This is a genomic window from Paenibacillus sp. LS-5, assembly GCF_056121505.1.
Genome location: NZ_JBWAVA010000004.1, coordinates 356,674 through 379,540 on the forward strand (window position 1 = coordinate 356,674; position 22,867 = coordinate 379,540).

25 protein-coding genes are annotated in these 22,867 nt (G+C 53.2%); 3 read left to right on the forward strand and 22 right to left on the reverse strand.

Annotated features, from left to right (window positions below):
• Positions 1–41 precede the first annotated feature (41 nt).
• From AC0MA3_RS09150 to AC0MA3_RS09230, 17 genes are all read right to left on the reverse strand, one after another.
• Entirely contained in the window at positions 42–812 is a 771-nt protein-coding gene (locus AC0MA3_RS09150; protein ID WP_379160125.1) for a class I SAM-dependent DNA methyltransferase, read from the reverse strand.
• A 61-nt stretch (positions 813–873) separates the two neighbouring features.
• Positions 874–1,809, reverse strand: a complete 936-nt coding sequence (locus AC0MA3_RS09155) for a CvfB family protein (RefSeq protein ID WP_474655934.1) — start codon at positions 1,807–1,809, stop codon at positions 874–876.
• A complete protein-coding gene (gene rsfS, locus AC0MA3_RS09160) occupies positions 1,806–2,153 on the reverse strand; it encodes a ribosome silencing factor (RefSeq protein ID WP_379160121.1) in 348 nt (115 codons plus the stop codon). Before rsfS ends, AC0MA3_RS09155 begins: the two co-directional genes overlap by 4 nt.
• Positions 2,150–2,728: a bis(5'-nucleosyl)-tetraphosphatase (symmetrical) YqeK gene (gene yqeK, locus AC0MA3_RS09165; protein ID WP_379160118.1), complete on the reverse strand. Its 579-nt coding sequence runs from the start codon at positions 2,726–2,728 to the stop codon at positions 2,150–2,152. The genes rsfS and yqeK overlap by 4 nt, the downstream gene beginning before the upstream one ends.
• The gene (locus AC0MA3_RS09170; protein WP_474655935.1) at positions 2,700–3,302 is read right to left on the reverse strand and encodes a nicotinate-nucleotide adenylyltransferase; all 603 of its coding nucleotides are present in this window, start codon (positions 3,300–3,302) and stop codon (positions 2,700–2,702) included. The genes yqeK and AC0MA3_RS09170 overlap by 29 nt, the downstream gene beginning before the upstream one ends.
• Positions 3,303–3,364: 62 nt before the next feature.
• Positions 3,365–3,658: a ribosome assembly RNA-binding protein YhbY gene (yhbY, locus tag AC0MA3_RS09175; RefSeq protein WP_019912522.1), complete on the reverse strand. Its 294-nt coding sequence runs from the start codon at positions 3,656–3,658 to the stop codon at positions 3,365–3,367.
• Positions 3,659–3,709: 51 nt separating this feature from the next.
• Entirely contained in the window at positions 3,710–4,585 is an 876-nt protein-coding gene (gene aroE, locus AC0MA3_RS09180) for a shikimate dehydrogenase (RefSeq protein WP_474655936.1), read from the reverse strand.
• A gap of 22 nt (positions 4,586–4,607) precedes the next feature.
• Entirely contained in the window at positions 4,608–5,726 is a 1,119-nt protein-coding gene (yqeH, locus tag AC0MA3_RS09185; protein ID WP_379160908.1) for a ribosome biogenesis GTPase YqeH, read from the reverse strand.
• 5 nt (positions 5,727–5,731) lie between these two features.
• Positions 5,732–6,259, reverse strand: a complete 528-nt coding sequence (locus AC0MA3_RS09190) for a YqeG family HAD IIIA-type phosphatase (RefSeq protein WP_379160109.1) — start codon at positions 6,257–6,259, stop codon at positions 5,732–5,734.
• Between the two features lie 91 nt (positions 6,260–6,350).
• Positions 6,351–8,594 (reverse strand): DUF4129 domain-containing transglutaminase family protein, encoded by a 2,244-nt coding sequence (locus AC0MA3_RS09195; protein ID WP_474655937.1) that lies wholly within the window; start codon positions 8,592–8,594, stop codon positions 6,351–6,353.
• On the reverse strand, positions 8,591–9,841 hold the full coding sequence (locus AC0MA3_RS09200) for a DUF58 domain-containing protein (protein WP_474655938.1): 1,251 nt from the start codon (positions 9,839–9,841) through the stop codon (positions 8,591–8,593). The genes AC0MA3_RS09195 and AC0MA3_RS09200 overlap by 4 nt, the downstream gene beginning before the upstream one ends.
• A gap of 1 nt (position 9,842) precedes the next feature.
• On the reverse strand, positions 9,843–10,799 hold the full coding sequence (locus tag AC0MA3_RS09205; RefSeq protein ID WP_379160099.1) for an AAA family ATPase: 957 nt from the start codon (positions 10,797–10,799) through the stop codon (positions 9,843–9,845).
• A 164-nt stretch (positions 10,800–10,963) separates the two neighbouring features.
• A complete protein-coding gene (locus tag AC0MA3_RS09210) occupies positions 10,964–12,442 on the reverse strand; it encodes a methyl-accepting chemotaxis protein (RefSeq protein WP_474655939.1) in 1,479 nt (492 codons plus the stop codon).
• Between the two features lie 174 nt (positions 12,443–12,616).
• On the reverse strand, positions 12,617–12,967 hold the full coding sequence (gene spoVAE, locus AC0MA3_RS09215; protein WP_379160093.1) for a stage V sporulation protein AE: 351 nt from the start codon (positions 12,965–12,967) through the stop codon (positions 12,617–12,619).
• A complete protein-coding gene (spoVAD, locus tag AC0MA3_RS09220) occupies positions 12,964–13,998 on the reverse strand; it encodes a stage V sporulation protein AD (protein ID WP_474655940.1) in 1,035 nt (344 codons plus the stop codon). Before spoVAD ends, spoVAE begins: the two co-directional genes overlap by 4 nt.
• A complete protein-coding gene (gene spoVAC / locus AC0MA3_RS09225) occupies positions 13,995–14,495 on the reverse strand; it encodes a stage V sporulation protein AC (RefSeq protein WP_379160087.1) in 501 nt (166 codons plus the stop codon). Before spoVAC ends, spoVAD begins: the two co-directional genes overlap by 4 nt.
• A 134-nt stretch (positions 14,496–14,629) precedes the next feature.
• A complete protein-coding gene (locus tag AC0MA3_RS09230; RefSeq protein ID WP_474655941.1) occupies positions 14,630–14,800 on the reverse strand; it encodes a hypothetical protein in 171 nt (56 codons plus the stop codon).
• Positions 14,801–14,953: 153 nt separating this feature from the next.
• Here AC0MA3_RS09230 and AC0MA3_RS09235 point away from each other — a divergent pair, with 153 nt between their 5' ends.
• Entirely contained in the window at positions 14,954–16,027 is a 1,074-nt protein-coding gene (locus AC0MA3_RS09235; RefSeq protein WP_379160081.1) for a M42 family metallopeptidase, read from the forward strand.
• A 143-nt stretch (positions 16,028–16,170) separates the two neighbouring features.
• Here AC0MA3_RS09235 and AC0MA3_RS09240 read toward each other — a convergent pair whose 3' ends face one another.
• From AC0MA3_RS09240 to AC0MA3_RS09250, 3 genes are read right to left on the reverse strand one after another with little or no spacing between them, the layout of a single operon-like run.
• Positions 16,171–17,256, reverse strand: coding sequence for an ABC transporter permease (locus AC0MA3_RS09240; RefSeq protein ID WP_474655942.1), 1,086 nt, complete (start codon positions 17,254–17,256; stop codon positions 16,171–16,173).
• Entirely contained in the window at positions 17,253–18,299 is a 1,047-nt protein-coding gene (locus tag AC0MA3_RS09245) for an ABC transporter ATP-binding protein (protein WP_474655943.1), read from the reverse strand. Before AC0MA3_RS09245 ends, AC0MA3_RS09240 begins: the two co-directional genes overlap by 4 nt.
• A gap of 4 nt (positions 18,300–18,303) precedes the next feature.
• Positions 18,304–19,473, reverse strand: coding sequence for a COG1470 family protein (locus AC0MA3_RS09250; RefSeq protein WP_474655944.1), 1,170 nt, complete (start codon positions 19,471–19,473; stop codon positions 18,304–18,306).
• 205 nt (positions 19,474–19,678) lie between these two features.
• Here AC0MA3_RS09250 and AC0MA3_RS09255 point away from each other — a divergent pair, with 205 nt between their 5' ends.
• Both AC0MA3_RS09255 and AC0MA3_RS09260 read left to right on the forward strand, forming a co-directional pair.
• Positions 19,679–20,284 carry an RNA polymerase sigma factor gene (locus tag AC0MA3_RS09255; protein WP_379160069.1) on the forward strand — a complete coding sequence of 202 codons (606 nt, stop codon included), beginning with the start codon at positions 19,679–19,681 and terminating at the stop codon, positions 20,282–20,284.
• Entirely contained in the window at positions 20,262–21,140 is an 879-nt protein-coding gene (locus tag AC0MA3_RS09260; protein WP_474655945.1) for an anti-sigma factor, read from the forward strand. Before AC0MA3_RS09255 ends, AC0MA3_RS09260 begins: the two co-directional genes overlap by 23 nt.
• A 132-nt stretch (positions 21,141–21,272) precedes the next feature.
• On the opposite strand, the gene AC0MA3_RS09265 is transcribed toward AC0MA3_RS09260, so the two are convergent.
• Together AC0MA3_RS09265 and AC0MA3_RS09270 are read right to left on the reverse strand one after the other, a co-directional pair.
• The gene (locus tag AC0MA3_RS09265) at positions 21,273–22,418 is read right to left on the reverse strand and encodes a mannitol-1-phosphate 5-dehydrogenase (RefSeq protein ID WP_474655946.1); all 1,146 of its coding nucleotides are present in this window, start codon (positions 22,416–22,418) and stop codon (positions 21,273–21,275) included.
• A complete protein-coding gene (locus tag AC0MA3_RS09270; RefSeq protein ID WP_474655947.1) occupies positions 22,418–22,852 on the reverse strand; it encodes a PTS mannitol transporter subunit IIA in 435 nt (144 codons plus the stop codon). The genes AC0MA3_RS09265 and AC0MA3_RS09270 overlap by 1 nt, the downstream gene beginning before the upstream one ends.
• Positions 22,853–22,867: the final 15 nt, after the last annotated feature.

Consider the following 22,867-nt stretch of genomic DNA (forward strand, 5'->3'; position numbering starts at 1 on the left):
GCCCTTCCCTGAGACAGGTAAGGACCTTATATACTAAGTATTTATTTCACAGCTACATAAAACAGCCGTCCGGCACTATCATCGGCCTCCACCCATTCAAAATCAGCGTAGACCTTTACCTCACTGAAGCCCGCCTTGCGCAACTCCTCCGTCATCCACTCGGGATCATACGCCCGCTGGATGTGAGTCTCTTCAAAACGGCGGTATAAGCCGCTTCCTCCATCTTCACGGGCGAAGATGGACAGATGGTGCTCAATTTCACGGCGGGGTACATCCATTTCGCAAGTCCAGATATAGGATACCGTAGGCTCGTCCAGCACAAACGGTTGCTCCTCCTCATAACGGATAAGGGTATTAGGATGATGCACATCAAACAGGAAGCTTCCTCCCGGCTTAAGACCGGCATAGGTCTGTTCAAATACGGAACGGACGTCCTGCTCCTCCAGCACATAGTTCAGGCAATCACAAAAGGAAATCACCGAATCAACAAGCTCCGGCAGCTCCCACTCTTTCATATCCTGCCGTACCCAGCGGACACTGCCCTCACGCAGAAAGCGTCGTCCCTGAGGATGACGCTCCATCTTCATCTGGGCCACAGACAGCATATCTGAGGACAGATCAATTCCTGTCATGTGGTAGCCGGCAGCGGCAAGCGGAATGGTAATGCTTCCGGTTCCGCATCCCAGCTCCGCAACCGTCAATGGCTTGCCGTACTTGCTCCAGGCTGTCTCTGCAAAGGTCAGCCAATCCGGGTAGGGCATATCCGCCATCAGCTCATCGTACACATAAGCAAATTTACCATAGGAAGACACTGGCTACACCGACTTTCTGTAAATGACACTGCAGGCAAGCTGACCTTCAGCTTCCGGCATATTATTCTTCAGGCTCTTGTTCATTCTTGGTCTGACTCTGATCCGTTCCATCTTCCTCGTTACGGACCAGATAGGTCCAGTTCTCCTTCTGAGTCACGAGCCCTTCCTTCATCAGCTTGCCAAGCGCACGCTTGAATGCCGATTTGCTGATGCCAAACCGCTGCTTGATGATGTCGGGAGGCGTGGCATCGGAATAAGGCATCGCCCCGCCAGGGCGCTCATTCAGGAAGTCCAGCAGTGCTGCGGAATCGACATCCCGGCCCACTTCCTTACGCTGGGACATCGACAGATTGACGCGGCCATCTTCACGGATATGGGAGACCCGGGCTTCGATTTCCTCGCCTAGCCGCAGCAACCGGCTGCGCTCAGACGAATGCACCATGCCTATGATCCCGAAGCCCAGCACGCCACCGTCTACAAGCACAAACGTGCCCATCTGGAGCGGCTTGTATACTCTTGCCTTTACAGTCTGGCCCATCCAGGACTCTGGTGCAGGCAATGCCAGCGGTGCAAGCTCCTGCTCGCCTGCAAGCTTGGCGCGAAGCCGACCCTGCTTATCATGCTCCATCAGCACAAAAACCTTATCGCCCACCTGCGGGCGCAGTTCAATCAGCTCTGGCAGCTCGCGGATCGGCAGCAGAAGCTGCCGGCCCAGTCCCATCTCCAGGAAACAGCCCAGACGGGGGTGAATGTCCGCCACTTCGAGCAGCGCCATTTCACCCAAGGTCAAATATGGCTTCTTCATCGTAGCCGCCAGGCGGTCCTCTGTATCGAAGAAGATAAACACTTCAACCTTATCGCCATTCTTCGGCTTACTGCCGACAAGCTCTGTATAATGCAGCATCACATCCTGATCACCAGCACCCAGAAAGTAGCCGTAAGGGGATACCTCACGCAGAACCTCCAGAGTAACCGTCGTTCCGGCAATCAGACTCATACGGTCTCCACAACCTTGGCGTCGGACCATAGGCGCTCAATGTTGTAATATTCCCGCTCGTCGCGGTGGAATACATGCACGATTACATCGCCCAGATCCATCAGCACCCAGCGGGCTGAATCCATGCCTTCAATGCCGCGGATAACCCCCCCGGCTTCATGAACAACCTTGCGCACCTCAGTGGCAATGGATTGAACCTGTGTATCGGAATTCCCGTGGCAGATGACGAAATAGTCACTGATGGGCGACACACTGCGCAGGTCAAGCGCGACCACGTTCATTGCTTTTTTATCCTCGACGGCTTTTAGGGCCAATTGCAAAAGCTTGCCAGATTCTACACTCATATTTTATCCTCCATTATTCTTACTAAGTCATTGCGGGACAGCACGGTCAGCGGGAACACGATACGTCGTTTCTGGAGCAGCAAGCTGATAGTGGAGTCAAATCCTGCGATCAGCCCTTCTTCCAGGCTTACCTTGGACAACTTACGGATATCTTCCACTCCCGGAAAATCCCTACCCGGCTCAATGTAATCAGCCAGACAGACGATCTTCTCCAGCAGGCCCATTCCCTCACGTCCTGAAGTGTGGTAACGGATCGCATCCAGCACCTCAGGATCGGTAATTCCATAATCATGCTCGGCAACAAATGCGCCAACCTCGGCATGCCACAGTTGCTTATCGTAGCTTAGCAGCTCGATGGACAGCCCATTCTGTTCAATGATCTCCTTCATTCGTTCCACCGGCCAATATTTGGCCACATCATGGAGGATCGCCGCTGTCTCCGCCCGGACCGGATCCCCGCCGTAACGTTCTGCCAGCTTCACCGATGTCTCCATCACGCCCAGGGTATGCTTCCAGCGTTTGTCGGGCATCTGGGCGGAGACAGCTTCAATCAGCGCTTCGCGGCTGAATGCCATACAACCCACTCCTTTGAACATAATCGTATACAGCATCAGGCACCATATATCTTATGGACTTGCCTTCAGCGGCTCTGGCTCTCAGCATCGTTGAAGAGATATCTACAAGCGGCATGTCTGCAAGGAGCACCTTCTCGGCAATGAAACCGGGCAGCGCCGTAAGATCGAGTGGGGTTCCCGGCCGTCCTACTCCGATAAAGGTCAGACGCCGAACCAGCTCTTCAATCCCGTGCCATTTCGGCAAGTACTGGACCATATCGGCTCCGACAATGAAAAAAAATTCATGCTGCGGGAATTTCTCCTGCAGAATGGTGATGGTCTCGAACGTATAGGAGACACCGCCTCTGGCGATTTCCAGGTCCAGTATCCCGAACGCGGCATGGCTCCTTACAGCGTCCTCAACCATGGCCAGCCGTTCCTCACCCGATGCCCCTGCCTCATGCTTATGCGGCGGGATATGCGAGGGCATGAACCATACCTCTTCCAGCGCGTAGGATTCCCTCGCGGTCTCCGCTGCCATCATATGGCCGATATGAAGAGGATCAAAGGTCCCTCCCATTATTCCAACTCTCAAGAGGTTTACCTCCTCTTATAATCAGGGTATACTGCACTTCCCCGCAAGCTGCGGGAGCCGTATTAACGGGGCAGTTCGATGGTTTTGTTGTCGCGTGATTCCTTGTACAAAATGATGGTCTTGCCGATAACCTGCACCAGCTCGGAACCCGACTGTTCTGCAAGGGCAGCGCCGATTTCCTTCGGATCATCCGCATTGTTATTCAGCACGCTGATCTTCATCAGTTCACGCTTCTCAATAGCCTCTTCGATATGGCGGATCAGATGATCGTTGACACCGCCCTTACCGACTTGAAATACCGCATCCAGATGATGCGCAAGCGAACGGAGATAGCGTTTTTGTTTTCCAGTTAACATAAATGAACAAGCTCCTTAATTAACAAATATTATTACCCTAAATATAGCGAACTAATTAGTATAAGTATCCCCAAGACACTCCATAATCGTCTGCCGCATGATATCTATCGGCGCATGTTGTCCAGTCCAATACTCCAGCGCATATGCTCCCTGATAGACGAACATGCCAAGACCGCCATGAATGATACAGCCCCGTTTCTGTCCTTCCGTTAGCAGCTTGGTATGCAGCGGATTATAGATCAGATCACTAACGATCATCCCTTCATGGAGCAGAGCAGGATCAATGGGTGTGGCATCCATGTGGGGATACATGCCGACAGAGGTGGTATTGATCACAATATCCATCCCGGCAATATGAACCGGGGTTTCATGCATTGCAATACCGGAGACCGTACCTTTCGCCTGAAAGGCCGCAGCAAGCTGCTTCGCCTTATCCTCGGTCCGGTTGGCAATTATCACTTCCTGCGGATGCTCCTTCAGCAGCGCGGCAACAATACCTCTTGCCGCTCCTCCGGCACCTATGACCAGAATGCGTGTGTCTGACAATTCGGGTGCAGCCTCCGCCTTCAGCGAGCGTACATATCCGATGCCGTCCGTATTATATCCGGTGAGCACACCATCATCGTTGACCACCGTATTGACTGCGCCAACAGCAAGCGCGCTGTCATCCAGCCTGTCCATATATTCCATTACCGCAACCTTATGCGGAATCGTCACGTTCACACCGCGGAATCCCAGGGTACGAACAGCTTGAATGGCTTCACCCAGCTGACCGGGGACAATATGCAGCGGCACATAAGCCCCGGATATCCCGAGCGCCTTCAGGGCCGCTCCATGCATAACCGGGGATTTGGAGTGGGCAATGGGATCACCCATTACCCCAAGCAATATCTCCTTGTTCCTGTAATCGCTGTTTGCGCTTGCCACAGCTTATTCACCCTCCTCTAAGTCAGATCAGCGATGGGCGGGTCAGAACCTTGATTCCCCGCGGAACATGAATCGCTACAACTGCACCGCTTGTGCCGTTCACCTTAATCCAGCCCAGCCCGGAAATGAAAAGATCCGTCTGGCTGTTCCGGCCGATGCGGAACTCGTGCCGCTGCCATTGCGGCAGCTTGTCCATGTCAGCGGTTCCCGGCGGAGACAGCAGCTCGCCGCGGTGCTCCTGATAGAGGGAATCGGCACGTTCCAGCTTCGTGCGGTGAATCTTCAGCGTTCCGCTGATGTAGCAGGTGAAGGATTGCCGCTCACCTTTTACGAAGTCAAAGCGGCCCAGGCCACCGAAGAACAGCGACTGCCCCTCATTCAGCTGATAAGCCGCCGGTTTCAGCGGATTCTCGGGCATTACTGCCCCCAGGTCTTTGCGTTCCACCAGCTCACTATACCGCCAAGGATATACAATCCCCGGGGTGTCAATGATGTAGTGTCCGTCATCCAGAGGAATCTTCACCATATCAAGTGTGGTTCCCGGATAACGGGAGGTGGTCAGCTCCTGCTCCAGATCGCTGTAATCAGAGATCAACCGGTTAATCAGCGTAGACTTGCCGACATTGGTAGCACCGACAACATATACATCCCGCTGGCCTCTCAGTTCAGTGACTGCCTCCAGCAGCCGGTCAAACCCCTGATTACGCTTGGCGCTGCATAGAACAATCTCTGCAGTCCGCAAGCCCTGATCCTTACAGCGCTGCTGCATCCAGTTGCGAAGCTTGTTCCAGTTGGTCACCTTGGGGAGCAAGTCGCTTTTGTTCACTGCCAGAATGACAGGGTTGTTGCCTACGAAGCGCTGCAGACCGGAGATCAGGCTGCCTTCAAAGTCAAAGAGATCAACAATATGAATGACAAGCGCATTCTTCTCTCCAACTCCGCTCAGCAGATGCAGAAATTCATCCTGATCCACCGAGACGGAAGAGGCTTCATTGTAGTTCTTGATACGGAAACAGCGCTGGCAAATCACGGGTTCCCGCTCAAAAGCCACCTCCGGAATATATCCCGGAATGTCCTTGTCCGTAGTCTGCAGCTTAATGCCGCAGCCGCTGCATTTCTCAGGGTGCTTCGATTCATTCATTGAATTCATTCAGGTTTATCCTCCTCGTGCCACAATCCTTGCTTGCGAAGCCGTGTGGTTGCAATGCGCTCCACCCGGCGGTTGAATCTGGTGCCGATCCCTTCATCTTTCACGGAGATGGGGAGCACGAGCACCGTGTACAGCCCCAGACGGTTGCCGCCATATACATCCGTGAGCAACTGATCGCCGACGACAATGGTCTGTTCCGGCTTAAGCTCCATCTGCTTCATGGCTTTTAGAAATGGAGTATTGCTGGGCTTGCGTGCCTGGTGTACAAACTCAATATTAAGCGGCGTTGCAAAGCGTGACACCCGGTCCATGTTATTGTTTGATACGATGATGAGCTTGAATCCCAGCTCTTTCACCTTCGCGAACCATAACAGCAGCTCCGGAGTAGCCAGAGGCGCTTTGGCGCCGACCAGCGTATTATCCAGATCCGTAATGATGCCGCGGTATCCAAGAGCGTACAGCTCTTCCAGAGCTATGTCGAATACCGTATTCACCCGGAGTTTGGGTATTAACCTTTCAAACAATACGTTTCACCTCGATTTCATACGAAAAACTATATCATACTCTTTGCGCTTCGCAAATGAATCCGGAGCGGCCTTTCCCGCGCTTCTGCCGCTACTTGCCGGACTTGATGCTTGTGCGCAGCCGCAAAGCTTCAGTATACACGTTGCGCCAGTCTTTGTCTTCAATAACCTCAGGGCTGTACTTTGCCCGTTCGAACATCCGCAGAAGAGCCGTGAGATTACCGGATGCTGCAGGGCGTTCCTGGCTCCAGCGATCAACGGATTCGCGCAGCGTTTCATGCTCTTCCTTAAGCATGCCCTTTCTGCGTGCATACCTTACCCAGCGCGCCGTTTCCGCCTCAACTTTCTGAACCGGAGACAATGGCTGGCCGTAGCGCAGACGCTGTATGAAGAAGCGCAGGCTGAAGCGGCGCTGCCAGAGCACAAAGCCTGTCCAGGACAAAAGCACAACGGCTGCAGCGGCTACCCCCCAAGTTCCCAGACGATAACCTTGCTCCTGTGATGGTTTGTTCACCTTCTCGGGCTCAGGACGGCTTTCTTCTTCCTCCGGTGCCGCAGTTTCTTCAGGTACGGCTTCCTGGCTCTGTGTCAGCAGCGGTGCCGTGAAGCCGGGAGTAGCCTCGATCGGAACCCATCCATACTCCCCAAAATAAACCTCAGCCCAGGAATGGGCATCTGCATTCGTTATCGTGTAATTGTTGTTAATGAGATCACTTCCCTGCTGAATAGCAAGGTTGTCCGGCAGCTGCGCCTGTTCACCCGGCGCATAGCCCTTGACCCAGCGGGCTGGAATATCCAGGGAACGGGCCATGGTAACCAGCGCAGTCGAATAGTAGTCGCAATACCCTTCCATAATTTCGAACAGGAAGCTTTCGACCAGATCCTTGCTTTTGCGCCGTGAGAGATCGGGCTGGTTGGTATATGGAAAGCTCTGCTGCAGGTACTGCTGCAGAAGGACTGTTTTCTCATAAGGGGTCTTTCCCTGGGCTGTAACCTTCTCCGCCAGCTCTTTCACCCGTTTCGGGAAGTTATCCGGCAGCTGCAGATACTGTTGGTCAATCTCAGCCCCTCCATACAGCTGTTCGTAAGTCTGTCTGTTCAACTCCTGAACGGGAACAACCGGCACCTGCGAGGTCACTACATATTCCCGGGGAAAAGCCCTGGTGTTCTCGTCAGATTCCCATAGTAGCTCGCTGCCTTCTTTTCTCCAGAACAGGTTGCCGCTTGTATCCTGTCCATTCACCGAATTCACTTCCGAGATGGAGTAGCCTCCGAAGATGGCAGGATAAGAATTGCCCCCAAGCACCTTTACAGTCTGCTTCAGCTCTCTGGTCTTTATCTTGGATGCCTTATATCTGTCAAGCTTCTGTCCGACTTCCGCCTCAGTAATAGGCCCTCTGTCTTCACGGTCATCATCACTCCAGCCTTTACCGGAATATACACTGCGTGTCTCTCCGCGCATGTACGTTCGCAGATTCGAGTTCACCGTCATCACCGGCGAATAATCGAAGTTGAAGCCTCCACCGAGATTATTGTCATCCGTACTGTAACCGGAAGTTGTGCTTCCAGTAGAAGCCGCTCCTGTTCCGTTATCAGCTGAGCCGGTGCGGCCGGAGCCTGAGTTACCTCCATTGCCGTTCCATTCCTGCCATGCCGTATATGGATCAGTCAGCGTTGGACGTACATCAGGCATATTCACACCGGTAATGATCACAAGAGAGAAGATAATAGCTACGTTAATAGCAATTTTGAAAGGGTATTGCAGCAAATGAGTCCAGCCGCGCGGGTAATGCAGTTGAAAGCTTCTTAAATGCTGGGTCACCAGCCAACCCATCCCTGCAGAAACCGTCCATGCAACTTCCTGCCATAGTATAGAAGAAGTAAAGGAATCCAGAGCCGCAAATGCCGCAATATTCATTCCGGTAAACATCAGAATCCGCGCTTTCGAGGTGACCCACCAAGAAGAGATAAGAAGCAAGGCCACAGCCCCAAAAGCAAACCAGATATATGGCGCCAGATGCGAGAGGATATCCGGCAGCCTGTCTTGCAGACCAGGACTCCAGGGATCGGGAACGTACACGGCGTAATGAAGGATCATCCGATAGGTCAGGTATACTGCAGCCGCAGCTTCAAACAGCAGACGATAGATCACTTTGACAGGTAAAAGGATTTCAATTACCGCCACTGCTACCAGTGCCAGAAGCACGGACGCGGTAGTCACTTCAAGCCAGTAAGTCTCTGTGTAAGAAATCCATTGGAGGGCAATTACCATCAGCCACAGCAGGCTGAAGGAATGGTGCCAGGAGGATTTTATTCCGTTCCACCAGCGTATCATATGACTTTGTCACCTCCGAGCACAGCGGGGAGCTCCTGCAGTGTACTGACGCTGTAGCCCGTAACACCGCGTGATCCCAGCACGTTCATCCATTCCTGGGAACGGTTCATGGCAGCCGGATTGCGCACATAAATTTGCGAAGGTGTCATTCCCCGGCTCTCCGCCCAGAGCAGCACATCCAGTACAGGCTGGCCCGACTGGGGACTGATCAGGACAAAATAGGAGCCTTTGGGGAACATACGGGAAGCCTTCTCCAGCCTGGTAATCAGCGGCCCGCGGCCCTCCGCGTTGATGTCGATCAAATATTGGATCATTTTCTGGCGTTCAGCACTGCCTTCAGCAGGGGTGAACACTTTGGTGTTTTTGTCCAGACAGCATAGGCCGATGCCAATCCGTTCCCGAATCCCATAACCCAGCAAGGAGGAAGTGATGGAAACAGCAAGCTCGAAATGATTGGAGCTGCCATAAGCTGTTGCACTTCCATCGAGTACCAGTACGGTTTTGGGAATCGATTCATGTTCGAATTCCTTCGATTTCCAGTCACCTGTCTTCGCCGTTGCATTCCAGTGAATGCGGGTCAGCCGGTCACCATAGACATAATCGCGCACACCGTTAATCTGCGTAGTCTCACGGCGGGAGGGAACCAGAGAAGCCTGGGGCCCGGCCAGCCGGGCTCTCCGTTCATATAACTGCCAGCGCGATACAAACACCGAACGCGGCAGCACACGGAACTGGCCCTCTGCCTGAAAAGTCCCCTTGTGCTCCACGAGCCCGAAGATGTCCTCGGCGAGAATCTCCGTACTTTCAAAGGTATAATGGCCCCGCTCCAGTGCCGGTGTCTGGAAATGCAGTTCTCCCCGGCCATTCAAGCTGGGGATGATACTTTCCTCGAATATCCACGATTCTCCGTTGTGGCGCTTCAGTATTTCTCTCACCACTACATACGGCAAGGGTAAAAAGCCCGGAATAGCGATGTTCAGCTTCACACGAAGGAACCCGCCTGCATATATCAAATCAGGCTTGTCCTGCTCCGAGTACAGGTTACGGGTGCCTCTTGCACGGCGGACACCGCCCAGGCCTCCGATAACTAAGTAAAGCAGCAGCACGGTGACCATAATAAACAGCATAAAGGAAGTTTTGCCGCCCTGGAAAAGCACATAAAGCAGTGTGATGCCCCAAATGGCGAGAACGCCGGCCATTTTGCGGGGTTGAAGTAGCGCGGCCACCCCAGACAGATAGCTTCTCATATTACTGCCTCATCGTGACAGGCACATGAATGCTCTGAAGAAGCTTCTGCAGCAGCGAATCTACATTGACGTTATCCAAACGTGACTCCGGCCGCAGCAGAATACGGTGTCCCAAGGCATAAGGCGTAAGAATCTTCACATCATCGGGCAGCACATAATCGCGTTCCTGCAGGAAGGCATAGGCTTTGCAGGCCATCATGAATGATAAGGAAGCCCGGGGACTTGCCCCAAGCAGTACCAGGGGATGCTCCCGGGTCTGCCGGACGACATCCAGCAGATAGTTCAGTACAGGATCGCTGATATAGATGGAACGGATCTCTTCCTGAATCGCAGCCACCTCTTCCATTCCTGTCACTGGGGTCAGCCTGTCCACCGGCTGGCCCTGCTGATGGCTCATCAGCAGATTTTTCTCGGTGTCCGCATCCGGATAACCAAGGCTGATCCGCAGCATGAAACGGTCAAGCTGGGCTTCCGGCAGCGTATACGTACCTTCAAAATCAATCGGGTTCTGCGTTGCACACAGCATAAAGGGATGCGGAAGCGCATAAGTCTCTCCATCAACCGTAACATTTCTTTCTTCCATTACTTCAAGCAGTGCAGACTGTGTTTTGGTAGTGGCACGGTTAATCTCATCGGCAAGCAGAATATTGGTCATGACCGGACCCGGACGGAAATGGAACATTTCATCGCGCGGATGATAGACCGAGACACCGGTAATGTCACTTGGGAGGATATCAGGGTTGCACTGAATCCGGCGGTATTCCCCCGACATGGATCTGGACAGGGCCCGTATCAGCTGAGTTTTGCCCGTTCCGGGTACATCCTCAATCAGGACATGCCCGCCGGCAAGGAGAGCGGTGAGCAGCAGCTCTATCTCAAATGATTTACCAAGGATGCAGGATTCCAGATTATTGCGTACAGCGTTCATAATTTGCATGGATTCTTGACGTACGGGCATATAGGGTAAACCTCCTATGTCAGAATGAGCAATATATACATGTTCTATAATAATTATATTTTACATGATTAGGGACCCCAAAGTACATTATTAGAGCCTCCACGAAAAAAAGAAGCCGAACAGGGTTTCCCCCAGCCGGCTTTAGAATCTTACCTATTCTATTCTTACTTAGAATCTTCACCTGTACCTGAGACCAGATCGTTCAACCCTACAATCAGACTCTCCAGCTGCTTGAAGCTCTCCACCATTTGATGCGTAATATTGCGCTGCTCCTCCACACCGGCCAGAATCTCTTCCGTTGCGGCACTGGACTGTTCGGTCACACTGGAGAATTCGGTAATTTCACTAACAACCTTCTCCGAGAAATGCTTCATGCCTGCTGAGCTTTGCTCTACATCCCCGGCCTGTACCAGCACCCTGTTAGCGTTCGTCTGGATAGACTCGAACACCTTCTCCGTACTCTGAACAGACTCACTGCCTGTGCGGAGAATCTCAAGGCTCTGTTCAAATTGCGAGATCAGCCCTTCAGTCTGCTGCTGGAGACTGGCGAGCACCTCACTGATGGAATCGGTAATATGTGCAGAGTTTTCGGCCAGCTTGCGCACTTCTCCAGCCACAACGGCGAACCCCCGGCCATGCTCCCCGGCGCGTGCCGCCTCTATAGAAGCGTTCAGTGCCAGCAGATTGGTCTGCCGAGAAATTTGCATGATTCCGTCCAGCATCGAATGCATATCCAGACTCCGCTGAGAGAATTCCTGCATCTGTTCCGAGGTATGGTTCATCACTTCACCCAGCTCGGTGAATTGCCCTGTGAGCAAGGAGACATTGCTGCTGCCTTGTTCGCTCACCTCTGCTGTGTCAGCAGACAGCTGCTTCATTTCCTGGGAATAGCCGGCGACATCACGGATATGCTGATCTGACACCGAGATGGACTCGGTAATCTCCGCGATGCTGCTGGCCTGATATTCAATGCCTTTGGATACTTCCTGAAACCCGATCACAACTTCATTGGTGATGGCATCGACCATCTGCACTTCCTCTTTGAAATTCCCGGTAAAAGCATACAATCCGTCAACCGCCGTTTTGACGCGGTCCAGCATATACTTCACCTGTAAGCCGGAAGCCTCAACCTCCTGCTGATGCCGTTCACTTTGCAAAAACAGCTTGCGGTTAACAATCGATACACCGAGCATGGTACCGCAGATTAGGACAAATATCCCAAAGCCGCCTACATACGCCATAAAACCGGGATTCGCACCAGCGTCGGAGTGGCCCGAAAAGATCTGAATGAAAATATTGACAGCATTTGCGCCAGCGGTTATCGCAAAATATTGATAGCTCGGATAAAACAGCAGCATCGAGCACAGCAGCAGTGAAGTCCCAAATTCATCCGAACCCTGATTCATATAAATGGCGAGGACTGTCAGAATAACGGTATACACCCAAGGCAGGACAAGTGTTCCTTTTTTCTTCAGATGAAGTACAGTTAAAACCACACTTAAGGGAACCGCAAGAGCACTTGTAGTCCATAACTCCGGCACTTTAAATGCCAGAATCACGCCAATTAGAGTTACAACCCAAAAAGCACAGAGAATAATCTTGTTTCTCATCCAAATAATTTCGGTAAATCTTTGATTCTGCAAGTTACACTTCCCCCGTCTTCATATATTGAATCTATTCTTTAAATTCTATATCGTCATTGTTCGACAGTTTTTTAACTGCAAATAGAATCAATTCGCCTCCTTTATTCCTCTTTACGCAAAAAAAAAAGACCGTCTAATGACGGCCCTAAAAGAAATTTGCACTTTTGCACTGCTCTAGCCCTTCGGGCGCACAACAAGCGCAGCCAGGAAAGAGAACACTATAGCTGCCGAGATTCCTGCACTGGTTACTTGAAATATTCCAGTAACCACTCCAATCCAGCCTTCCCGTTCCAGCTCGGTCAGCGCCCCATGCACCAGTGAATTCCCGAAGCTGGTGATCGGTACACCAGCACCGGCGCCAGCGAATTTCACGAGCGGATCGTATATTCCGAACGCATCAGCAAGCGCTCCGGCGACTACAAGCGTACTCATGGTATGGGCGGGTGTCAGCGCCAGCACATCCATCATTAACTGTCCGATGACACAGATTGCGCCGCCGATCAGAAAAGCCCACAAGTAGATCATGCTCTGTCACCCCCCATCTCCAGGGCCACGGCGTGGGCTACACAGGGAATGCTCTCTCCCTGTTGGTATGAGAGGGGCGAGAGCAATGCTCCAGTAGCCACAACCAGCACCCGCTTTAACTCGCCTTTTTTCATCCGGTTGAGGATGTGTCCATAAGTTACAGTTGCCGAACAGCCACAGCCGCTGCCTCCGGCAATCACATATTTCTGCTTGTCCAGATCATAAATCATTAAGCCACAATCCTTAAAAGTCGTCTGTTCCATAGGAATGCCTTCCTTGGCCAGCAAATCCTGGGCAATCGGCAGCCCTACCGAAGCCAGGTCTCCAGTCACAATCAGATCATAGTGGCCGGGGGAGAGCGCAGTATCGCGAAAATGGGCTGTTATTGTATCTGCAGCAGCCGGAGCCATGGCCGCACCCATATTGAAGGGGTCTTTGAGACCCAGGTCCATAATGCGTCCCATCGTTGCCATAACTACATGAGGTCCTTCCGCTGTTCCGTCATTACGCCCGACAACCGCACATCCTGAGCCGGTTACTGTGTACTGGGCAGTGGGAGGTTTTTGCGAGCCGTATTCCGTTGGATAACGAAACTGCTTCTCCACTGTACAGTTATGGCTGGATGTTCCCGCCAGAGCGTATTGGCCGCCGCCGGAATCGATGATCATCGCAGCAATAGCCAGGCTCTCCATGGATGTAGAGCAGGCTCCGAATACGCCAAGATAAGGCACCCCAAGCTTTCTTGCGGCAAAAGAACTGCTGATGATCTGGTTCATCAGATCACCGCCGACAAAAAACTCCAATTTATCCTGATCCAGCGATGCATTCATCAGTGCCAGCTTGGCGGCTTTTTCGAAAAGGGCACGTTCTGCCTTCTCCCACGTCTTCTCTCCCATCTTCAGCGAGTCGTAAATATAATCAAAATCCGAAGTCAGCGGACCCTCCCCTTCCTCCGGGCCGACGACTGCAGAGGAGCCAAGAATAACGGGCCGGGTGGTATACTCCCAGGTCTGTCTGCCAAGCTGCCTCACAAATGTCCACCTCCAAGGCCAAGGATGGCATAGATCACGCCCACAATAAAAGCGGCGACTACGCCGAACACTATAACCGAACCGGCCAGCTTGAACATGTTCGCACCTACCCCAAGGACTAGACCTTCTGCACGGTGCTCAAGAGCTGCGGAGCACATACTGTTGGCAAATCCGGTGACAGGAACTGCGGTCCCGGCTCCACACCATTGCGCAAGCTTGTCATAGACCCCGAAGCTGGTCAGAATGACGGAGAGCAGGATCAGCACAGCCACCATCGGGCTTGAGGCTTCACGTGCGGTCATATCAAAAATAGCCATAAAAGCCTCCTGAATGCCTTGTCCAATCACACAGATCAACCCGCCGGACAAAAAAGCACGGACACAGTTTTTGAACACCGGCCGGCTGGGAACGTAAGGCTTGGACAATTGTTCATAATCCGCCGGAGTCAAGGTGTCAAGCCGCAGCTTGACACCGGATTTTCTCGTTTTCGCTGGCACAAGGGGACACCTCCTGAAAAAGATGCGAAAGGGATGACCTGTATTACAGATTCAGTCTCTCCCTCCCGGAATATGCTTCGTTAGAAGTTTTTCCTTATTCTTCTCCATTTCCGGTTTCGTTATGTCCCGCCAGCTCAGGTAAAATACAGCAGTACAACAATCAGCAGCAAAAACAGAATCACAACAAGCACAGCTTCACGCTCTGCAATATGCCGCAGGCTGTTTCTGCGGTGCATTTCCCGGCTTCGCATCCTGCCGGAGAAGCCGAATCCCCTGGCCCGGGGCACGGTTCCTGCTACCCTCATCCGCTTCGCTTCCTTTCCCGGCTCCTGCGTGCTTGAGCCGCTGCTTTCATAGTATTCGGATCCCTAGGGCCCGGTGTTCATTTTGCCCTCCAATCATGGACAATTGACGCCGCAATGTTCATACTAGATGATAGTAAAGGAGCGAATTGTACAATGAATCCAGAAACATTAGAACTATTCAAAACACTGACAGAATTCCGCGCCGCACCGGGGTTTGAGCGCGAACTGCGTGCTTACGTCAAGGATGCGCTGGCACCTTATACTGATGAGTTCGTACAGGACCGCCTCGGCAGCCTGTTCGGTGTCCTCCGCGGGGAAGAGAATGGCCCGAAGATCATGGTGGCAGGACATTTTGATGAAGTCGGCTTTATGGTTACAGGCATTACCGACAAGGGTATGATTCGCTTTCAGCCGCTGGGCGGCTGGCTGGCTTCGGCAGTGGCTTCACAGCGGCTGCAGATCGTTACCCCTAAAGGTGTACTGACAGGTGTGGTCGGCAGCACTCCGATCCACTTGCTGAGCGACGAAGAACGCAAGCAGCCGGGCGATATCCGTAAAATGTACATCGATATCGGCGCGGACAGCCTTGAAGAAGCACAAAGCTTTGGCGTAGCTCCGGGTCAACAAATTCTTCCGATCTGTCCGTTCACTCCCCTGGCCAATCCCAAGAAGATAATGGCCAAAGCCTGGGACAACCGCTATGGCGTGGGGCTGGCGATTGAGCTGGTTCAGGCATTGCACGGGAAGAAATTGCCGAACACTGTCTTTGCAGGGGCTACGGTACAGGAAGAAGCTGGCCTGCGCGGAGCGCAGACCGCAGCAAATCTGCTGCAGCCGGATATTTTCTTCGGCCTGGATGCCAGTGCAGCTGCCGACATGACCGGCGACCGCCAGGCTTTTGGACATCTCGGTCAGGGGGCCTTGCTGCGTATCTATGATCCGACAATGATCACGCACCGGGGACTGATTGAATATGTACAGGATATGGCGGACACCCACAAAATTAAGTATCAGTATTTCGTCTCGCAGGGCGGAACTGATGCCGGTAAAGTACATGTTAGCGGTATCGGTGTACCGTCTGCCGTCATCGGCATCTGTTCCCGCTACATCCATACCGCATCCTCCGTCATTCACAGCGATGATTACGCTGCGGCCAAAGAACTGCTGATCAAGCTGGTGGAAGGGCTGGACCGCACAACGCTGCAGACCATCCTCGAGAATAGCTAATTTCTGGGTAGCTGGCTTACGCAGAAGATCATTTGCTGCTGCGAAGCGGCAGAGATGTTATGAGATTTGGTAATTGTAAAACGGGCTGACCGGGAATGATCTTTCCCGGCCAGCCCGTTTTGTATAGATATGAATGCCTCCAATCAGTTCCGCGAACGCACCTCCTGGCGCATGAACAGGTAATAGGACAGTCCGAAACAGAGTACGGTAGCCGCAAGCAGACCCGTCAGTTGCGGCCAGACCAGCAATAGGCTCTGCCCTAGAGACAACGGACTTGAGATTGCACCAACCAGTTGATCCATAGTCAGTGGCCCAAGGGAACGGACACCCGGGGAGAGCAATGTGGTGATGGTCTCCGAAAACAGCTCCGTTGGTGAGAGCCGGTTCAGAGCCAGTATGAAGTGGACATGACGGAGCTGCTCGCTGACGGAAGCCATCTGGGACACAGCGGTAGCACTATCGATCAGGCTGATAATCATGCTGTAGAATAAAGTCAGGAACAGCCAGGCGGCGATTCCCGACAATGCGGAGGTGGCTGCCTGGCGGAACCGGATCGAGAACAGGATGGACAGATTCAGCCAAAAACCAATGTAGACCGTGGCGATGATCAGGAAGAACAGGATGCGCCAGAATTCCTCCGGAGTGGGCGGATAACCGATCGTCAGAAGACCCAATCCTGTTACCAGCAGTCCCAAGGAGAATACCACAACGGCAATGAGCAGCAATGAGGCGGTGAACTTGGCCTTCAAAAAATCATCCCGGTAGACAGGCTGCGAGAGCAGCCGCCCAAGGGTGCCTTTATTCCGCTCCGAATTCACTGCGTCGAACCCCAGCGAGATGCCAATCAGCGGACCCAGCCAGGATAAAAAGGTGGTAAAGGTAGGAATGGACAGGGTGCTGCTTGACAGGGTGAACATTTTTAGAAACAGAAAGGCCGTTGCACCCTGATCCTCCTGTCCCCCGCTCTTAATGGAACTGATGGAGGAATAAATGGAGCCGATACAAGCCAGTACAATAATGCCTATCAGGATGGTAAACCTCCAGCTGCGGACATGATCCCCCATCTCCTTTTGCACCATAACCCAAAAGGCCGTGCTGCTGCCGCCTTCGCTTTCTCCCTGTCTGTTGTTTACACCTTCGGGGGATTTGCCACCCTGCAGCCAAGCACGCAGCCTGAACCAGCCCACGCGCAGCGGCGCTGCAGCATTTTGTGCTTTTATGGACATCATCCTTCCTCCCTCCTTTCAAAATAACGGTGATAAATCTCATCCAGTCCAAATTCCTTGCGGGTAATGAAATGCAGCTCCGCACCGCTGTGTATCACCTGGTCGGCGATTGCCGAGGTCAGGTTCCGGTCACAGATCAGTGTCACCAGCATGCTGCCCGGCGGCGCATTCTCCCCTTTCCACTCCTCTGTTTCGAGCCTTAGCACGCCTTCGATAGCCTCAAGACGTCCAGCCAGTTCCCCGCTCCATGGCTGAACCGCCAGTTCTACCTCAAAGCGCAATTCCTGATTAAGCTCCCTGGACAGCGTTGCAATATCCCCGCAGGCGATGAGACGGCCTTGGACAAACAGCCCCACCCGGTCACAGATCTGCTGCACCTGCTGCAATTGATGGGAGGAGAGCAGTACGGTAATGCCTTCATTCCGGCTCAGATCAGAAATCAGCACCAGTAGCTCTCTCACCCCTTCAGGGTCGATGCCCAGTGTCGGCTCATCCAGAATAATGACCTCGGGATTCTTGATTAGCACATCCGCTAGACCCAGCCGCTGACGCATCCCCCGGGAGTAGGTACCTACTTTGGCACGGGCGCTGCCGGCCAGCCCGACCTTTTCCAGCAGCCGCTTCGCACTCCGGGCCGCTTCCTCTGCTTCAATCCCGTTAAGCCGTGCCGTATAGATCAGATTATCCAAGCCGGTACGGTCTTCGTAGAAGCCAATATCATCCGGCATGTATCCCACCCGGCGTTTGACCTGAAGCGCATAGCGGGCAGGATCATACCCGCAGATTAGCGCACTGCCGGAGGTACGCTCCGTCAAGCCAAGCATCATTAGAATGGTTGTTGTCTTGCCGGCACCGTTCGGACCCAGCAGCCCAAAAACCTCTCCTTTGCGGATCGTAAGGCTTAGGCCGTCTACGGCAGTGAAGTTGCCATACCGCTTCGTCAGACCGTTCAATTCAATAACAGATGATATATTCACGTTGTTAACAGAATAATCTCCCGTATCTGCTGTTCCCGTTAATAACCGCTGCTCGATATTTGTATCCATAAGCTCACCGTCTTCCGAATTTGCGGAACAGGTAATAAATCCCGCCAATGACAGCGGCAATGATCAGCACACCAATCCAGCCCCAGAATACAGAGGTCTTCACTGTAACCCGCAGATCGGCTGTTGCTGATTTGGCTGCAGAAGCGGCACTGAGACTGACCACATAATCCCCCGGCAGCGAATTACTGCTGGATTTGATAACGGCCTGCGTTGTAGCCGTTGCTCCGGGTGCAATCGAACGGATGGTAGAAGGCTCGAAGGAAACCTCCCAGCCTGTTGGCGTACCTTGCGAGGTCAGTGAAACATCCTCTAGCGGTGCACTGCCCGTATTGGTAATCACCAGATTAATCCGCCGCTCACCGCCTGCTTTCACATCTGTGCTCAGCAGATTGTCTGAGGTGCTCAGCTGAATGTCGTAGGTTCCCGTAACCACGGCCTCCAGCTCCGCCTTAGTCTGAGTAGAGCCGCTTGTTGCAGTTACCGGTATTTTGTAGGTGCCCGCCTTCACCTGTTCCGGCGGTTTGGCTTCAATGCTGATATTCTTCTCTGCTCCGGCTTCCAGCTCTACCGAGGTTACGCTGTTGCCGTCTGCCTTAATCCGCACATCCCATCCGTCAGCCGCCTGTGCCGCAAGCGCGTAGGATTGCTTCTGTGCCGTGTGGTTCCGCAGTACCGCACTATACGTAAAAGTGGTATCGGAATGCCCCTCCATATTGGCCTGATCGACCGCCAGCTCGGTTTTGAAGGTCCCCTGCTCGGAAACGTTGACTTTAAGCTTCAGAGAATCCTGTCCCGGAGCGTTAACCGCAAAGGTATAGCTTCCCTTATTAATCTCCAGCGGCACCTCCAGCTGAAGGTTGACGCTCTGTGTATCCCCGCCCTTGACGGCGAGCTGCTGAACCTGGCGTCCACCTGCGGTCAACTCATACTTCCAGAAGTTCCCTCCTGCGTCAAATGACAATCCGACCGTCTGCGTAGCAGTCCCATGATTGATTACATCCACCGGGTAAGTCACCGATTCTCCAGGTGCCGCAGACAACTCAACATAAGGGGTGTACAGCTCCACTGCTCCTGCAGCCGCCGCTCTAGGCAATCCCGCATTTGAACTCCAGACTAGGCCCGTCAGCAGCAGAATCATCAGTGCAGCCAGTGGTTTACCGCATCGTTTCAACATCAATAATTCCTCCTTCGGTAGTTCATCCGATAAAGATACGAACGAAAACCGGCTTTGGATTTACTGTGGAAAATATATTTTTGAAGGTCTTTTAAAAAAATTATTTTAGTGGTACAAAGAAGAAAAGACAGCTAAAAAATGAACGGCGGAGCTTCAATCTCTCAGATATGAACCGAAGAATGTTGCTAAGGGAGGAACACGAGCGATGGATCCCCACAACGAGGCAATGACCGAAGCACTGGCACAGATGTGCGAAGGCTCTACAGCCGCGTTTGATGAATTTTATGGATGCTATGCGCCTTTCATCATGCAGATCGCCTACAGGCAGACTCAGGATTGGATGGAAGCAGAAGATATCTGCCAGGATATTTTTCTGGAGGTCCTGCGAAAGGGCGGTGCCTATGACGCTTCTCGCGGCACGATCAAGGCCTGGCTGGCAGTGATGACGCGCAGCCGCTGCATCGACAGACAACGCCGGAAGTCCCGGACAGAGCCGATTGCCGATCCCGAGACTTTGCGCCGTGAACCGGATGCGTCGCCACAGGAGGATGCTGCGGTACGCAGGCTCCAGCACGAAGCACTGAGCCATGCGCTGCAGACGCTTCCGGTCAACCAGAAGAAGGCGATCCTCGGCTCCTATTACGCCGCACACACACATCAGGAGCTTGCAGATTCCTGGAGCGTTCCGCTGGGCACGGTGAAATCTTGGATCAAATACGGCGTTGCCAATATGCGCAGGCAATTCATCAAGCAAGGCTGGATCGAGCAGCCGGAAGGAGACTCCTCCCATGAACCGTTACAGAAACGATAATTCTGAATACCCGCATAACGGCAGCGGCCCGCTTGTCCCCTTCCGCCATTACAGCGAAGAGGAATGGATCGATTGGATCGGAAATGACATCCAGGGAAACAAGCGGGCAGAGATGGGCTTCCATTTGGAAGAGTGCCCAGTCTGCCGTGAACGATACCACACCTGGTTGCCGCTGCTTGCACAGCCAGCACCGTATGAAGAAGAAGGTCTAGCCGGTACAAAGTCAGCCGGAGAACCGACCTGTTCCGCAGAATCCGAACCTAACTCTGTCTCTGCTGAACAGCAGTACCCTCTCTATCCGTCAGGTTCGGTGCGGCGGAATGTCAGACGCCGCGTCCGGTGGACAGGTTGGCGGCGTAGACTAGCCAACCTGCGTCCCGCTTACCGGCGCGGGGCAGCGGCGCTAGCCCTCTGCTGCGCCGTTGGCATCATGCTCCTGGGCCTGGTGGGAACCGAGCGGGACGGGCGCTCAGAACTGAGCCGCTATGTGAGCAGCTATGAGCCTCAGGCGATGGCCGTGCTGAACAGGCCGGAGACCGTAGCGTATCCGCTGGACTGGAGCCGGAAGGACCAATTCTCCGGCAATGTATGGTACAACGGCAGCTCCGGAGAGCTGTTCGTGCTGATCGAGGACGTCGCGCTCAGCGACGGCCTCTCTATCCAGGCCTGGGCTGTGAAGAATGGCAGCCGGAACACGCTGGGACTGGTTCGGATTGAAGAAACCAAAGGCCATCTGTATGTAAAAGGCAGCCAACTGGGGGAAGCAGATAACATCGCGCTGACCGTGGAGCCGACCGGCGGAAGCCTTAAGCCGACTTCTCCCGATGCGGCTTGGGTCCATCTGATTAAGCGGTAGTCACTCCGTCTGCCTAACGAAAGCTGTTGGGAGTGAGTTCTACATGATCTATTCCACGTTCAATAAAAAAAGGGGTTTTGCGCCTCGGCCACATAAGCTGCCGGAAGTGCAAAACCCCTTTTTATCGAACAATCATTTCAATTTGTTATACTCTGCCATTACGGACTGATGAACCTCATGGTCAGCGGCAAGGCCAGTGTATTTCGTTACCGCAGCTTCGGCGCCAAGCTCTGCAATCGCGGCTTGAAGCTCAACGGCTTCCGGATCATCCTTCACATCAAACAGTAAAGCACCTGCCATGGAACGGGTCAGAGCGGTGTAGCTAAGCCCGCGGTCATAAGCCTGCAGCGCCGGCGAGACCAGACGGTCGTTCGGTGACAACTTGCGCAGCGGTGAGCGGCCTACACGGGACACTTCATCGGTCAGCGCCGGATTGCGGAAGCGTTCAAGAATTTTATCGATATACTTGCTATGCTGCTCTTTATCGAAGCCATGCTTTTGAATCAGTACTGCACCGGTTTCCTCCAGCACTTCACGTACCTGTGCAGTCAAAGCCTCATCGGCCATAGCCTGCTGGATCGTCTCATACCCGCGCAGATAACCGAGATAAGCCGCAGAGCAGTGTCCTGTATTCACCGTGAACAATTTGCGCTCAATGTATGGCTCCAGGTTCTCCACATAATGAACGCCCTCCACTGGAATATATCCTGGAATCATCTGCGAAGAGTCAATAACCCACTCATAGAAAGGCTCTACCACTACCTTCAGAATATCCTCATGCTGCTGCAGCGGCACAATCCGGTCCACTGCGGCATTCGGAAAAGCAACGGACGCATCCGCTTTCGCGCGGGACTCCCCGTCCAGCTTGGCATATACCAGCTCTTTGAGCTGGGCGCTGCCGCCAATGGCATTCTCGCAGGCGATCACATGCAGCGGAGCTGAGGAGACAGCCACCCGTCTGCGGATGCCTTCCGCGATTGCACCGGCAATATGCTTAAGAATCGTGACCCCGACTGCCGTCGTTACCAGATCGGCTTCCGCCACAGCCGCTGCCACTTCCTCCGCATGTGTGACACTGCTCAGCGCAGTTACATTTTTGACAATAACCGTCTCCTGGCCTTCACTGGCCAAAGTTACCGGGTACTCTCTGCGCTCCTTAAGCTGGGATACAAAGGCCTCATTGACATCCACGAAGCATACTTCATAACCCGCCTGCGACAGCAGCAAGCCGATAAACCCCCTGCCGATGTTGCCGGCACCGAAATGAACAGCCTTCATTATTCCAATCCCCCTTCAAAAATAGCAATCACATCAGCAGGTGTAGGTGCGTTCATAACCCGTTCAATGGCGTCATCTTCGGTGAAGATCATCGCCACATTCGTCAACACTTCCATATGCCCGTCACCGGCGGCTGCTATGCCAATCACCACAAATGCAGGCTCATCTCCGCCAAAATCCACGCCGTCCGGGAAACGGATGACAGACAATCCGGTAGATTTGATAAAAGGTCTGGCTTCTTTGGTGCCATGAGGAATAGCAAGGCCTCCGCCCATATAGGTGGATACCACTTCTTCACGTTCCAGCATTTTCGGCACATATTCCTCCGTAACATGTCCAGCATCGACAAGCAGTTTTCCGGCCATGGTGATCGCTTCATATTTATCTTTGGCGGCACCGTTCATAATAACTTTGTTCTCAGACAGCATATTCATATGGTTTCTCTCGCT

Bases quoted from the DNA above. Each gene is read 5' to 3' on its own strand.
- AC0MA3_RS09205 (WP_379160099.1), bottom strand. From the start codon at position 10,799: ATGCCCGTACGTCAAGAATCCATGCAAATTATGAACGCTGTACGCAAT.
- yqeK (WP_379160118.1), bottom strand. From the start codon at position 2,728: ATGGCATTCAGCCGCGAAGCGCTGATTGAAGCTGTCTCCGCCCAGATG.
- AC0MA3_RS09270 (WP_474655947.1), bottom strand. From the start codon at position 22,852: ATGAATATGCTGTCTGAGAACAAAGTTATTATGAACGGTGCCGCCAAA.
- yqeH (WP_379160908.1), bottom strand. From the start codon at position 5,726: ATGAATGAATCGAAGCACCCTGAGAAATGCAGCGGCTGCGGCATTAAG.
- yhbY (WP_019912522.1), bottom strand. From the start codon at position 3,658: ATGTTAACTGGAAAACAAAAACGCTATCTCCGTTCGCTTGCGCATCAT.
- AC0MA3_RS09200 (WP_474655938.1), bottom strand. From the start codon at position 9,841: ATGAGAAGCTATCTGTCTGGGGTGGCCGCGCTACTTCAACCCCGCAAA.
- AC0MA3_RS09255 (WP_379160069.1), top strand. From the start codon at position 19,679: ATGGATCCCCACAACGAGGCAATGACCGAAGCACTGGCACAGATGTGC.
- AC0MA3_RS09155 (WP_474655934.1), bottom strand. From the start codon at position 1,809: ATGAGTCTGATTGCCGGAACGACGGTTACTCTGGAGGTTCTGCGTGAG.
- AC0MA3_RS09260 (WP_474655945.1), top strand. From the start codon at position 20,262: ATGAACCGTTACAGAAACGATAATTCTGAATACCCGCATAACGGCAGC.
- AC0MA3_RS09250 (WP_474655944.1), bottom strand. From the start codon at position 19,473: ATGTTGAAACGATGCGGTAAACCACTGGCTGCACTGATGATTCTGCTG.
- spoVAE (WP_379160093.1), bottom strand. From the start codon at position 12,967: ATGATCTACTTGTGGGCTTTTCTGATCGGCGGCGCAATCTGTGTCATC.
- AC0MA3_RS09240 (WP_474655942.1), bottom strand. From the start codon at position 17,256: ATGATGTCCATAAAAGCACAAAATGCTGCAGCGCCGCTGCGCGTGGGC.
- AC0MA3_RS09195 (WP_474655937.1), bottom strand. From the start codon at position 8,594: ATGATACGCTGGTGGAACGGAATAAAATCCTCCTGGCACCATTCCTTC.
- rsfS (WP_379160121.1), bottom strand. From the start codon at position 2,153: ATGAGTGTAGAATCTGGCAAGCTTTTGCAATTGGCCCTAAAAGCCGTC.
- AC0MA3_RS09245 (WP_474655943.1), bottom strand. From the start codon at position 18,299: ATGGATACAAATATCGAGCAGCGGTTATTAACGGGAACAGCAGATACG.
- AC0MA3_RS09265 (WP_474655946.1), bottom strand. From the start codon at position 22,418: ATGAAGGCTGTTCATTTCGGTGCCGGCAACATCGGCAGGGGGTTTATC.
- AC0MA3_RS09235 (WP_379160081.1), top strand. From the start codon at position 14,954: ATGAATCCAGAAACATTAGAACTATTCAAAACACTGACAGAATTCCGC.
- AC0MA3_RS09230 (WP_474655941.1), bottom strand. From the start codon at position 14,800: ATGAGGGTAGCAGGAACCGTGCCCCGGGCCAGGGGATTCGGCTTCTCC.